Origin of the sequence: Candidatus Palauibacter sp. (genome assembly GCF_965222475.1) — a bacterium.
In the GTDB taxonomy this organism is placed as follows: domain Bacteria; phylum Gemmatimonadota; class Gemmatimonadetes; order Palauibacterales; family Palauibacteraceae; genus Palauibacter.
In genome coordinates, this window is sequence record NZ_CBDCUB010000001.1 from 522,573 (window position 1) to 535,231 (window position 12,659).

Consider the following 12,659-nt stretch of genomic DNA (forward strand, 5'->3'; position numbering starts at 1 on the left):
ACAGTGATGAGCGAAACGAAGTCTGGTCCCACGTCACCCACCGCCGGTAGCCGGCGGAAGTTCGTCAAGTCCGTAGCGGCCGGCTCGCTGCTCGCGGCGGGCGTGCCATCGCGCCTGGCCGCGTCGGATTCGGCGATCCGCCGGACGATGGCCCGCCGGACCCCGGGGCGGCGGGTCGCACCCTCCGACAGCATCGGACTCGGCATCATCGGCGCTGGCGGGATGGGCATGGCGGACGTATCGACCGCGCTGCGCATTCCCGGAGTGGAACTGGTGGCCGCCTGCGACGTGTTCGACGGACGTCTCGAGGCCGCCCGTGAGCGCCACGGAGACATCTTCACCACCCGCGACTATCGGGAGGTCCTGGCCCGCGACGACGTGGACGCCGTCATCGTGGGCACGCCCGACCACTGGCACCAGCCGATCTCGGTCGACGCGCTGCGCACCGGGAAGGCCGTCTACTGCGAGAAGCCGATGGTCCACCGGATCGAAGAGGGGCACGACCTGATCCGCGCCGAGCAGGAGTCCGGGTCCGTCTTCCAGGTCGGGAGCCAGGGGATGAGTTCGCTCGGCAACGAGAAGGCGAAGGAACTGTACGAGGAGGGGGCCATCGGCGAACTCAACTACGCCGAGGGCTTCTGGGCCCGCAATGACCCCATCGGCGCGTGGCAGTATCCCATCCCGGCCGACGCGTCCGAGGAAACGGTCGACTGGAAGGGCTTCCTCGGGCCCGCCCCCGACCGGCCGTACGACCCGCTGCGGATCTTCCGCTGGCGCAACTATCGCGACTACGGGACCGGCGTGGCGGGAGATCTCTTCGTGCATCTCTTCTCGAGCCTCCACTTTGTCGTGAGTTCGCGCGGCCCCACCCGAATCCAGGCCGCCGGAGGTCTCCGCTACTGGAAGGACGGCCGCGAGGTGCCGGACGTCCTGCTCGGCGTGTTCGACTACCCGGAGACCGAGACACACCCCGGCTTCAACCTGTCTCTGCGCGTGAACTTCGTGGACGGGACCTCCGGCAGCACGTTTCTGAGATTGGTGGGGAGCGAGGGGGCGATGGACGTGACCTGGACCGAGGTCGTCCTGCGCAAGAACGTCGCCGTCGACCCGATGGACGCCTTCTCTCAGGAGAAGATGGCCGAGGCCGCGGCGTCTGCGGACGGGCTCCCGCCGCGGGTCCGCATGCTCCCGCCGGCCGAGGCCCGGTACGAGGTCGAGCGCGGGTATCGGGGGGCTCACGTCGACCACTTCTTCAACTGGTTCGAGGCGATTCGTGGCGGGCCACCCGTGCTGGAGGACGCAACCTTCGGGCTCCGCGCGGCCGCGCCGGCGCTCGCCTGCAACCTGAGCTACTTCGAGGACCGCATCGTGCGCTGGGATCCCGACACCATGAGGCTCGTCTGATGCGCGCCCCGCGAAGGACGCGACGCGCGACGGGATTCGCTCCCCTGCTCGTCGGGGCTCTGGTGCTCGCCTGCTCCGAAGCCCCGGAGACTGCCCCGGAAGCCTCGCCGGACACGGCGGAGACGCCGCCCAACACCCTCACGGATGCCGAGCGCGAGGCCGGCTGGCGCCTCCTCTTCGACGGCGAGACGACGGCGGGCTGGCGCGGCTACAACCGCGAGGCGTTTCCCGACACGGGCTGGGCCGTGATCGACGGGGCGCTCGTCGTGGGCGCGACCGCCACCGACCCCGACGTGGCGGTCGGCGGCGACATCGTGACCACCGAGTCCTTCACCGACTTCGACCTCAGGTTCGAGTTCATGCTCTCGGAGGTCGCCAACAGCGGCGTCCTCTACCGCGTGATCGAGGAGGAGAGCGCCGCAATCTGGTACAACGCGCCCGAGTATCAGGTGCTGGACGACCCGGCGTACATCGAGATGGGCACGATGGACATGCACACGCACCTGACCGGCGACAACTACGACCTGCACTCAGCGGGCGAGACGACGCTGCATGGGCCGGGCGAGTGGAACGAGGGCCGGATCCGGATCCAGAACAACCTCGTCGAGCACTGGCTGAACGGGGAGAAAACGGTCGAGTACGAACTGGGGTCCCCCGAGTGGGAGGCGCTCGTCGCGGCGAGCAAGTTCGCTCCGTATCCTCGCTACGGCCGCGCCGCCTCGGGGCCGATTGGCCTACAGGACCACGGGCGGAACGTCTGGTACCGGAGCATCCGGATCCTTCCTCTGGAATCCATCTCAATCTTCAACGGCGAGAACCTCGACGGCTGGCGCGTGCACGGGACCGAGCGCTGGTACGTGGAGGAGGGGGAAGAGGGCGGGGAACTGGTGTGCGAGAGCGGGCCCGACGCGGCGTACGGCTATCTCGTGACCGAGGAGACGTACCGCGACTTCGACCTCACCGTCGAGTTCAAGCAGGAGGCGGACGGAAACAGCGGCGTCTTCCTGCGCTCGAGCGTGGAGGGAACGACGGTGAGCGGCTGGCAGGCCGAAGTCGCGCCCCCGGGCCTCTTCACCGGCGGCATCTACGAATCCTACGGCCGCGGCTGGCTCGTGCAGCCCGACCCGGCCCTCGACGCCGCGCTCCGCATGGGCGACTGGAATACCATGCGGATCCGGGCGGATGGCGACCGGGTCACCACGTGGCTGAACGGCACGATGATGGTGGATTTCGAGGATGAGAAGATTGGACAGGCGGAGGGATCGATCGCGCTCCAGATCCACGACGGGGGCGGCATCAGGGTCCGCTGGCGCAACCTTCGACTCACGAACCTCGGTAACTGAGTCGAACCTGCGGGTCTCGCGGGAACTCGGAGTCCGCAGGTGCGTATGTCACGCAGTGTCGACCGCCGCCCAGGAGGCGCCATAACGTTCCGCGCAGGTCCCTGTCTGTTGAACGCTATCCTCCTTTCTGCCTCCATGAGTGTTCCCGCCCGGGCCCAGGAGGTGATCGATCTCCCCGGCGTGGACCGGCCGCTCGCTGCCGATTTCGAGGAGGTCTATCGCATCGGCTCGATCGCGGCCGAGGGCTGGGATGCGTTCACGGAGATCGCGGGCCTGGCGTTCGACGCACGAGGCTACCTGTACGTCCTCGATCACTCCGATGCGGAGGACCGCGTGGTCGTGGTGAACGCAACCGGAGGATTGGCGACCGAGTTCGGCCGCTCCGGAGGGGGTCCGGGGGAATTCCTCGACGTGGAACACTTTGCGGTGTGGCCGGACGGCAGGACGGTCATCGTCGACGCCGGACACGGCGCCTACCAGATCTTCGGCCAGGACGGGGAGTACGAGCGCCACGTAAGGATTGCTGACCGGCGCGCAAGGGGTTTTGCGTCCTCCGTGAGGGCCGCCCGGGACGGCGAAGCCGTCTTCCTGACCCGCCAGCCCGTTGTGAATCTGAGCCACGCCGAGTTGGAGGTTGATCTGGGCGACCGCACAATCTATCGCGTGCCGCTGCTCGAAGAGGTTGCCGTCGGTACGTCTTTTGCCGAGGGCTGGGTGCCCCGCGGAAGAGATCAGCGGTCGGTCGAAGTCCGCGACCCTAAGGAGGCGTTCGCTTCAATGGGCAACGCGATTACGTATTTCGAACCGCGTCTCCTGTTCGACGTCCTCCCAGATGGTGGCGTGGTCTATTCGGATTCCTCCGGCTACGCGATCAAGATCCAAAGCCAGCCGTCGTCCCGGAGTCTGATCCTGCGTCGGCCGCTGACACCCGAAATCGTCACGGACCGTATACGTACCCGTGTGCGACAAATGGCTCTCGAAGTCTTCGAGGAAGAACTCGAAGTCGATGGCGCTGGGGTGGACGGGCTGCCTCCGCGAGCTCGGGCGGAGGCGCAGGCTCTGATCCGGTCCATGGTGGATGGCTTGAGGGCGACTGTGGAGCAGGCGCCTTTCATGCCCGAGGTTCCGGTCGTGCGAGATGTGAGGACCACGTGGTTGGGCACGATATGGGTGCAGCGCCGGGCGGCCGATCCCGTGAAGGAAGCCTCGAGCATATTGAGGCGGGCCACGGAGGGACCGGCTGGGCCGATCGATATCCTTGCCCCGGATGGGCGCTACGTCGGCACGTTCGCGCCGGACGAGACACCCATGCCGAGGGCTTTCGGGCCTGGCGGCTTGGTCGCCTTCGTCGAGACGGACGAATTCGATGTCCCGACGATCATTGCCAAGAGGCTACCGCAGGCCGTCCGCTAAGGGGGCTGTGCCGCAAAGCACCGGTCGTGGTGGTCAAGTGGGTCGATCCCCGGAGACGGGCTGTTCACCGGCGGCAACAAGATTCGGTCGCGAAACCTGCGGATCCCGGACCCGATAAGACGCGATCGACTCGGGAGGCTGATTCATGAGATTTCGTTGCGCTGTGTTCGTGACGCTGCTGGCGGCCTGCGGCGGCGAAACCGACGGCGGGTCCGCTCCGCCGGCGGGTAAGGACCGTCCGCTGGAGGCCGATTTCGAGGGGGTGTACCGGATCGGCGGGATCGCGGCGGAGGGGTGGGACGCGTTCACGGAGATCGCGGACCTGGACTTCGATGCGGGCGGCCGGCTCTACATCCGCGACGAAGCCGGATCCTCGACCCGCATCGTGGTCGTGGACGCGGTCGGAGGCCTGGCGGCGGAGTTCGGGCGCATGGGCGACGGCCCGGGCGAGCTCCGCGACGTGGGGCACATGGTGGCCCGGCCCGGGGGCGGGGTCGTGATCGTTGACGACGGTCACGGCGCGTATCTCCTGTTCGGCTCCGATGGGTCGTTCGAGAGCGCGATCCGTTTCGCGATCGAGGGGGCCTCCGAGACCGCTTCGGCGCAGACCGTGCGGTCCGCCCGGGAGGGCGGAACGCTGTTCCTGACCCGAAGTCCGGCCGCGCGCTTCAGCAGCGGAGAAGTGTCCGTCGAGACCGGTGACCGCACCATCTACCGCATGTCGCTCGCCGAGGCGGAAGAGGCCGCCGCGGTGCCGTTCGCGGGGGGGTGGGAGGCGCGCCCGGAGCGGGCGGTCAGGATGGAGGCGGAGGATCCGTCGGAGATGTTCGGTGCTCTCGGCGAGGCGTTCACTGGATTCGTGCCCGACCTCGTGTTCGATGTCCTCCCCGGCGGTGGCGTGGCGTATTCGGATTCCTCCGCATACGCGGTCAAGATCCAATCTGCCTCCGGCGCCCCGGCGCGCATCGTAGGCCGCCCCCTCCACCCCGAGCCTGTCACGGAGCCGCTGCGGGAGCGCGCCCGGGCTCGGATGATGGAAGCCATGGAGTCCTCGGCTACGGGAGACGTAAACGGGCAGTCGCTGGACGATCTTCCGCCAGCCCTTCGCGCGCAGGTCGAGGCCATGATGGAAGAGATGCTGGCCGGCATGCGCGACGCGTTGGCGAATGCGAGCTTCATGCCGGAAGTGCCGCTCGTGCGGGACCTTCGGACGACTTGGGACGGGATGATCTGGGTCCAACGCTGGGGGAGCGATCCCTTGGCGCAGATCGATGCGCAGACGGCGCTCGCGGGTGGAGACCCGGAGGGGGAAGAGGCTGCCGACGGCTGGATCGATGTCCTCTCGCTGGAGGGCGAGTACGTGGGCACCTTGTCGCTGGAACAGACGCCTATGCCCGACGCGTTCGGGCCCGGCGGCCTCGTGGCCTTTGTCGAGACGGACGAATTCGATGTCCCGACGATCATCTTGAAGCGGCTGCCGGAGACCGTCCGCCCGGAGCTGGGGTCGCCGACTTCGGGCGCCGGTCCCACGCAAACGAGCGCCTTCCGTGATCGATGACGGCTCGTTACGGCGTTGAACAACTGACTTCGATCCGCTGAGCGCTCCTTTCGTCGCTTATGGAGCACTGCAGCGTATGAGTCGTACTGAAGTCCTCGTCATACACGACTCTCACCCTGGTGACGTCCTCCGGCGGTTGGGGCGTCGCGCCGAAGTTGAAATCCGCCAACTCCACGCGACCTTCGTCGGCTGTGATGGGCTGATCGTTGGTGAATTCCCAGGTGGCGGCGTCATCCCCGGTGATGATGTAGACCTCCAAGTCGAACTCATCGGCGAAGAACGTGGGATCGGCCAGCACCCTGAAGGCATCGTTCGGACCCTGTGAAGGCTCGATTCGAAGGTCCACTTCGAACGCGGGAGGTGGTGGCTGGTCCTCGACGGTCACCGCCGCGCTCTGCGCCGCCGTCAGCCCTCCCGGGTCGGCCGCCGTCACCGTGACCGTCGCGCTCCCCTCGGCCACCGCCGTCACCGTCAGGCTGCTGCCCGACGCCGCGGCCGCGACCACGGCCGGGTCGCTCGACGCCGCCTCGTAGGTCAGCGCGTCCCCGTCGGGATCGGCGAAGAAGGAGGAAACGTCCAGCGTCACCTCGTCGCCCGCCGTCATCGTCCGGGCCGGAATCGTCCCCACCGCCTCCGGCGCCTGGTTGGCCGCCTCGACGGTCACCGCCGCGCTCTGCGCCGCCGTCAGCCCTCCCGGGTCGGCCGCCGTCACCGTGACCGTCGCGCTCCCCTCGGCCACCGCCGTCACCGTCAGGCTGCTGCCCGACGCCGCGGCCGCGACCACGGCCGGATCGCTCGACGCCGCCTCGTAGGTCAGCGCGTCCCCGTCGGGATCGGCGAAGAAGGAGGAAACGTCCAGCGTCACCTCGTCGCCCGCCGTCATCGTCCGGGCCGGAATCGTCCCCACCGCCTCCGGCGCCTGGTTGGCCGCCTCGACGGTCACCGCCGCGCTCTGCGCCGCCGTCAGCCCTCCCGGGTCGGCCGCCGTCACCGTGACCGTCGCGCTCCCCTCGGCCACCGCCGTCACCGTCAGGCTGCTGCCCGACGCCGCGGCCGCGACCACGGCCGGATCGCTCGACGCCGCCTCGTAGGTCAGCGCGTCCCCGTCGGGATCGGCGAAGAAGGAGGAAACGTCCAGCGTCACCTCGTCGCCCGCCGTCATCGTCCGGGCCGGAATCGTCCCCACCGCCTCCGGCGCCTGGTTGGCCGCCTCGACGGTCACCGCCGCGCTCTGCGCCGCCGTCAGCCCTCCCGGGTCGGCCGCCGTCACCGTGACCGTCGCGCTCCCCTCGGCCACCGCCGTCACCGTCAGGCTGCTGCCCGACGCCGCGGCCGCGACCACGGCCGGGTCGCTCGACGCCGCCTCGTAGGTCAGCGCGTCCCCGTCGGGATCGGCGAAGAAGGAGGAAACGTCCAGCGTCACCTCGTCGCCCGCCGTCATCGTCCGGGCCGGAATCGTCCCCACCGCCTCCGGCGCCTGGTTGGCCGCCTCGACGGTCACCGCCGCGCTCTGCGCCGCCGTCAGCCCTCCCGGGTCGGCCGCCGTCACCGTGACCGTCGCGCTCCCCTCGGCCACCGCCGTCACCGTCAGGCTGCTGCCCGACGCCGCGGCCGCGACCACGGCCGGATCGCTCGACGCCGCCTCGTAGGTCAGCGCGTCCCCGTCGGGATCGGCGAAGAAGGAGGAAACGTCCAGCGTCACCTCGTCGCCCGCCGTCATCGTCCGGGCCGGAATCGTCCCCACCGCCTCCGGCGCCTGGTTGGCCGCCTCGACGGTCACCGCCGCGCTCTGCGCCGCCGTCAGCCCTCCCGGGTCGGCCGCCGTCACCGTGACCGTCGCGCTCCCCTCGGCCACCGCCGTCACCGTCAGGCTGCTGCCCGACGCCGCGGCCGCGACCACGGCCGGATCGCTCGACGCCGCCTCGTAGGTCAGCGCGTCCCCGTCGGGATCGGCGAAGAAGGAGGAAACCTCCAGCGTCACCTCGTCGCCCGCCGTCATCGTCCGGGCCGGAATCGTCCCCACCGCCTCCGGCGCCTGGTTGGCCGCCTCGACGGTCACCGCCGCGCTCTGCGCCGCCGTCAGCCCTCCCGGGTCGGCCGCCGTCACCGTGACCGTCGCGCTCCCCTCGGCCACCGCCGTCACCGTCAGGCTGCTGCCCGACGCCGCGGCCGCGACCACGGCCGGATCGCTCGACGCCGCCTCGTAGGTCAGCGCGTCCCCGTCGGGATCGGCGAAGAAGGAGGAAACGTCCAGCGTCACCTCGTCGCCCGCCGTCATCGTCCGGGCCGGAATCGTCCCCACCGCCTCCGGCGCCCGGTTTTGCGGGGGCGGGGTTGGCGGGGGCGTCCTGGGTGTCGGTGCTGTGCCGTCCGTCCCTCCGCAGCCGATCAGTGAACCCAGTAACGCTAGCGCGGCTCGTCTCATGAGTGTCTCTCCAAATTCCGGCGGTCAGCTCAACCGGTGAACGCAACGGTCCTGGCGAAGACCTGACATGGTTTCAGCCATCCGAGCGTTTGTCGAGGGCGACCCGTTGGGCTCAGGAATCGATCGACTGGGTCCAATACCCGAATCGCCGCTCCGATCTCGGCCTGTGTTTGCCCGCCCCTGATCCGTTTTCTCGACCTTGAGCCGGTCCGCTTTGTCCAGTCTCCAGTACTTCCGGACGGGGCCGCGGGAACGCCTTCGGGGTGAAGCACGACCGCGCGCGCCTGGACCGGCGGAGATCAAGCGGCGCTCTGGCTGTCACGTGCCACCGCGCTGAGTCGTCTCCTCTCTGTATCCCGGCTCCTTGCCCGGCTACCGTTCACGACACGACCGGGGGCGACAGCATGACCAAACGCAAACGTCCGGATCCGACCGATCGCGTGCGCTACGCCGCGCGCCGCCTCCGATCCTCCGTTTCGGGAGCCCTTCTCCTGTTGGCTCCAGCCGGGTGCGGAGAACCCTTCACCGGTCCGTCCGGCGGTGTAGACGAGATCACGCAGCTTCCGCGCGCGTTGAGCGCCGCGGAGATCGAGCTCATCGCGGCGAACAACCGTTTCGCCTTCGGCCTCCTCGCGCAGGCCAACCGCCCCGGCGCCAATCTCTTCCTTTCGCCGCTCTCGGCGTCGATGGCGCTCGGGATGACCATGAACGGAGCGGCGGGGGAGACCTGGAACCAGATGCGCGACGCGCTCGGGTTCGGGAGCCTCACCGAGGAAGAGATCAACGCCTCCTACGAATCCCTGCTTGAACTCCTCTCCGGCCTCGATCCCGCCATCGAGACCGCGGTCGGGAACTCCGTGTGGACTCGGCAGGGCTTCCCCGTGCATGCGGACTTCCTGGACGCCGTGCGGGAGGCCTTCGACGCCGAGGTGGCGGAACTCGATTTCGCGCACCCTTCGGCGTCCGAGCGGATCAACGAGTGGGTCGAAGCTGCGACGCGCGGCCGAATCGAGGACATGGTTCCCGCCGCGATTCCCAACGCCGTCGTGATGTACCTGATCAACGCAATCTACTTCAAGGGTTCGTGGACCCTCCGTTTCGATCCGTCCGACACGCGATCCCAGCTCTTCCACCTGGACGACGGTTCCACCCTGACGGTTCCACTGATGACCATCGCGACAGACCTTCCCTATCAGGAGAACAGCCGATTCCAGGCCGTGGACCTGCCATACGGCGGCCGTGCTTTCTCGATGACCGTGCTCCTTCCGAAGCAAGGCGTGAGCGTGGACGCTCTCGCGGCATCCCTGGACGCCGGGGAATGGGAGGATATCGCCGCCGGCTTTCGCGAGACCGATTTGCAGCTCTTCCTTCCACGCTTTCGGATGGCCTACGAACGCACGCTCAACGACGACCTCGCCGCCCTGGGCATGGTCGACGCGTTCGATCACCGGGCGGATTTCACAAGACTCTCGCCGGTCGGCGGCCTGTGGATCTCCGAGGTGAAGCAGAAGTCCTGGGTGGATGTCAACGAGGAGGGTACCGAGGCGGCCGCCGCAACCGTGGTCTCGATCGTTGAAAGATCGGGTCACGTCGTTCGCGCCGACCGGCCCTTCCTCTTCTTCATTCGGGAGCGCCTCTCGGGCACCATCCTCTTCGCCGGCAAGCTCTCGAGCCCTCCGGGGGACTGACGGCCCCGGGCACCGATGTCGGCGCGTGCCATAGTCGGCGACGGCGTCTCGGGGATCCGTACCGGATCGGACCGGTCCCTGTTTGACCGACTGTCGCTTCCTCGCGTACCCTTCGCGTGAGAGTCCCTCGCAGACCGCGACCTCACCGACGCCGAGCGAGTCGCTTCCTCGCGTACCCTTCGCGTGAGAGTCCTCTCACAAGGAGCCATGCGATGCCGCACGCGATGCGGACCCCATCCTTTGCCGGGAGACTTCTGGTCTTGGTCGCCGTTTTCCCGGCCGCGGTCGCCGGTCTCGCGGGGCAGAACGGCGAGCCCGTCGCCGCGGCCCGCCACATGGCGGCCCCCGCGAGCGCCGATGGAGCCGTTGACGTCACGTTCAGCCGCGACATCGCGCCCATCCTGCAGCGGGCCTGCGTCCGCTGCCACCGGGAAAACGGCGTCGCTCCGATGCCGCTCGTCACCTACGCGGACGTGCAGCCGTTCGCGAGCATGATCGCGCGCCGCACGCAGATCCGGGACCGGGCCGGGGCCATGCCACCGTGGTACGTCGAGAAGGGCATCGGGATCCAGCACTTCAAGGACGACATGTCGCTCGACGAGTGGGAGATCGAGGCGCTCGACGCGTGGCGCCGCGCGGGCACCCCCGAGGGCGACCCGGCCGACCTGCCGCCCCCGCTCGAGTTCAACGACGACATCCTGTGGGCCGCGGGGGAACCCGACCTCATCATCCGCCTCCCCGGGGTTCTGGTTAAGGACGACGCCCCCGACTGGTGGGGCGATATCGAGAACGTCCCCACCGGCCTCACCGAGGACCGCTACGTGAAGTCGGTCGAGATCCGCGAGGTGAACGACGTCCCGCAGCGGTGGGACGGAGAACACGGGGGGCGGCACACGGTCGGCGGCCGCTTCGTCGTGCATCACATGATCTGGAGCACGCGCGTCATCGAGGGCCAGGAGACGGGGCCCGGGTCGGACCGCGCGGCGACGGACACCGGCTGGCCCGTGCACGAGGTCGGCCGCGAGCCCGATCTCTTCGACGAGGACGCGGGCCGGCTCCTGCGCGCGGGCTCCTCGGTGGTCTCGAACTCCGTCCACCTCCATTCCAACGGCCGCGACACGCGCGCCCACCTCGAGATCGGCTTCCGCTTTCATCCCCCGGACTACGAGCCGAAGTACCGGCGCTCCATCCTGGGGCTGGGGAACGGGAGCGACATCGACATGCGGCCGGGCGCGGCGGGACAGGAACTCCACGCCTACAAGGTGCTGAACCAGCACACCAAGCTCGTCACCTTCGAGCCGCACCTCCACGCGCCGGGGATGCGCATGTGTCTCGAGGCGATCTGGGGCTTCAACGTCGAGACGCTGAACTGCGTCGGCTACGACCACAACTGGGTGCGCGGCTACACCTACGCGCAGGACCACCAGCCGCTCCTCCCGAAGGGGACGATCCTCCACATCATCGGCTACATGGACACCTCCGAGGCGAACCGGAACGTCCCCGACACGCGCAACTGGCAGGGCTCGGGGAACCGCTCGGTGGCGAACATGTTCATCGACCTCGGCATGCGGGTGGAACTGTCCGACGAGCAGTTCGTGGAGGAGATGGCGATGCGGCGGCACCGGCTCGCGCTCGGCCCCAACGACCACGTGATCGGCTGCCCGCTGTGCATGGTCATCCCCGAGAACGGCGATATGAGCTACTTCGCGGACGCGGAGTGGTGGCAGCCCGACGCCGCCACCGAGGCCGACGCCGATTCGTCGGAATCGTCGGAGGAGTCCGGCGACCGGGGCGGTTCGCGCGGCGGTTCGCGGGAGCGCTAGAGGTGTCGGAAGGGCCTTCCCGGCCGCGGGTCGCGCCGCTCCTGGCGCTGATCCTCGCCGCGTCCGGGCTCCCCACCGACTCCCATGCCCAGACCTACGCCCGTGGCCAGAACGCGGCGCCGGCGTTCGAGGGTTGGGAGAAGAACGACGAAGGCTCGTTCAACTTCCTGTTCGGGTACATGAACCGGAACTGGCTCGAGGAGATCGACGTCCCCGTGGGCGAGGACAACATGTTCTCGCCGGGCCCTGCCGACCGGGGGCAGCCGACCCACTTCCTGCCGCGCCGCAACCGCTTCGTGTTCAAGGTCCGCGTCCCGGCGGACTGGGGCGACAGGGAACTGGTGTGGACGCTGACGAGCCAGGGGGTCACCGAGCACGCCTACGCCCCGCTGCGGCCCGACTACATCGTGGACAACACGGTGATCATGTCGGAGACCGGGGCGCTCGGCGCGGGCTCCAGCAACGCCGAGATGCGGGCCAACGAGCCGCCCAGGATCACGCTCGAGGGGGAGCGCACCCGCGAGGCGATCGTCGGCCAGCCGGTCACCGTGACCGTTCTGGTCGAGGACGACGGCCTGCTCAAGCCCCGCCGCCGGCGCACGCCGCAGCCCCCGGATACGGCGGAGGACTCCGCCCGGGTCGACTCCATCGCCCGCGCGCACCCCAGCCTCAGCCGCCGGCAACTCACGGCCCCTTCCCGGGTGACCGTCCAGAAAGTGAACGGCCTCTTCATGTCGTGGTTCGTCTATCGCGGCGAGGGGGAGGCGACCTTCGACCCGCCGCAGGTGAAGGTGTGGGAGGACACGCGCACCGGCGCGAACTCGCCCTGGGCGCCGCTGTGGCGTCCCCCGGAATCGCCGGAGGACGACCGCTGGACGGTGACGGTGACGTTCTCGCAGCCCGGGACCTACATCCTGCGCGGCCGCGCCGACGACGGCGGCCTGTTCGCCGACGAGGAGATCACCGTCGTGGTGCGCCCCGCCGCCAGCTAGCTCGGCGGCTCTT

At 69.1% G+C, this 12,659-nt stretch carries 9 protein-coding genes; 7 read left to right on the forward strand and 2 right to left on the reverse strand.

All coding sequences use genetic code 11. The features are described from left to right. The first annotated feature begins 6 nt into the window (after positions 1-6). Together ACOQPP_RS02320 and ACOQPP_RS02325 are read left to right on the forward strand one after the other, a co-directional pair. Positions 7-1,404, forward strand: a complete 1,398-nt coding sequence (locus ACOQPP_RS02320) for a Gfo/Idh/MocA family protein (RefSeq protein WP_419165583.1) — start codon at positions 7-9, stop codon at positions 1,402-1,404. Beyond that, complete coding sequence (locus ACOQPP_RS02325; protein WP_419165584.1) at positions 1,404-2,747, forward strand: 3-keto-disaccharide hydrolase; 1,344 nt, start codon at positions 1,404-1,406, stop codon at positions 2,745-2,747. Before ACOQPP_RS02320 ends, ACOQPP_RS02325 begins: the two co-directional genes overlap by 1 nt. Positions 2,748-2,795: 48 nt before the next feature. On the opposite strand, the gene ACOQPP_RS02330 is transcribed toward ACOQPP_RS02325, so the two are convergent. Continuing rightward, positions 2,796-3,062, reverse strand: coding sequence for a hypothetical protein (locus tag ACOQPP_RS02330; RefSeq protein ID WP_419165585.1), 267 nt, complete (start codon positions 3,060-3,062; stop codon positions 2,796-2,798). An 18-nt stretch (positions 3,063-3,080) separates the two neighbouring features. Between ACOQPP_RS02330 and ACOQPP_RS02335 the strand changes: the two genes are divergently transcribed. Together ACOQPP_RS02335 and ACOQPP_RS02340 are read left to right on the forward strand one after the other, a co-directional pair. Further along, positions 3,081-4,160, forward strand: coding sequence for a hypothetical protein (locus ACOQPP_RS02335; RefSeq protein ID WP_419165586.1), 1,080 nt, complete (start codon positions 3,081-3,083; stop codon positions 4,158-4,160). A gap of 145 nt (positions 4,161-4,305) precedes the next feature. Further along, positions 4,306-5,718: a hypothetical protein gene (locus ACOQPP_RS02340; RefSeq protein ID WP_419165587.1), complete on the forward strand. Its 1,413-nt coding sequence runs from the start codon at positions 4,306-4,308 to the stop codon at positions 5,716-5,718. A gap of 7 nt (positions 5,719-5,725) precedes the next feature. Here the strand turns inward: ACOQPP_RS02340 and ACOQPP_RS02345 are convergent, their stop codons facing one another. Beyond that, positions 5,726-8,143 carry an Ig-like domain-containing protein gene (locus ACOQPP_RS02345; protein WP_420635792.1) on the reverse strand — a complete coding sequence of 806 codons (2,418 nt, stop codon included), beginning with the start codon at positions 8,141-8,143 and terminating at the stop codon, positions 5,726-5,728. A 404-nt stretch (positions 8,144-8,547) separates the two neighbouring features. Between ACOQPP_RS02345 and ACOQPP_RS02350 the strand changes: the two genes are divergently transcribed. From ACOQPP_RS02350 to ACOQPP_RS02360, 3 genes are all read left to right on the forward strand, one after another. Next, the gene (locus tag ACOQPP_RS02350) at positions 8,548-9,831 is read left to right on the forward strand and encodes a serpin family protein (RefSeq protein ID WP_419165589.1); all 1,284 of its coding nucleotides are present in this window, start codon (positions 8,548-8,550) and stop codon (positions 9,829-9,831) included. Between the two features lie 260 nt (positions 9,832-10,091). Continuing rightward, positions 10,092-11,654, forward strand: coding sequence for a hypothetical protein (locus ACOQPP_RS02355; RefSeq protein WP_419165590.1), 1,563 nt, complete (start codon positions 10,092-10,094; stop codon positions 11,652-11,654). A gap of 2 nt (positions 11,655-11,656) precedes the next feature. After that, positions 11,657-12,646 (forward strand): hypothetical protein, encoded by a 990-nt coding sequence (locus ACOQPP_RS02360; RefSeq protein ID WP_419165591.1) that lies wholly within the window; start codon positions 11,657-11,659, stop codon positions 12,644-12,646. Positions 12,647-12,659 lie beyond the last annotated feature (13 nt).

Coding starts and splice junctions, on each gene's coding strand:
- ACOQPP_RS02345 (WP_420635792.1), bottom strand. CDS start 8,143: ATGAGACGAGCCGCGCTAGCGTTACTGGGTTCACTGATCGGCTGCGGA.
- ACOQPP_RS02325 (WP_419165584.1), top strand. CDS start 1,404: ATGCGCGCCCCGCGAAGGACGCGACGCGCGACGGGATTCGCTCCCCTG.
- ACOQPP_RS02340 (WP_419165587.1), top strand. CDS start 4,306: ATGAGATTTCGTTGCGCTGTGTTCGTGACGCTGCTGGCGGCCTGCGGC.
- ACOQPP_RS02320 (WP_419165583.1), top strand. CDS start 7: ATGAGCGAAACGAAGTCTGGTCCCACGTCACCCACCGCCGGTAGCCGG.
- ACOQPP_RS02350 (WP_419165589.1), top strand. CDS start 8,548: ATGACCAAACGCAAACGTCCGGATCCGACCGATCGCGTGCGCTACGCC.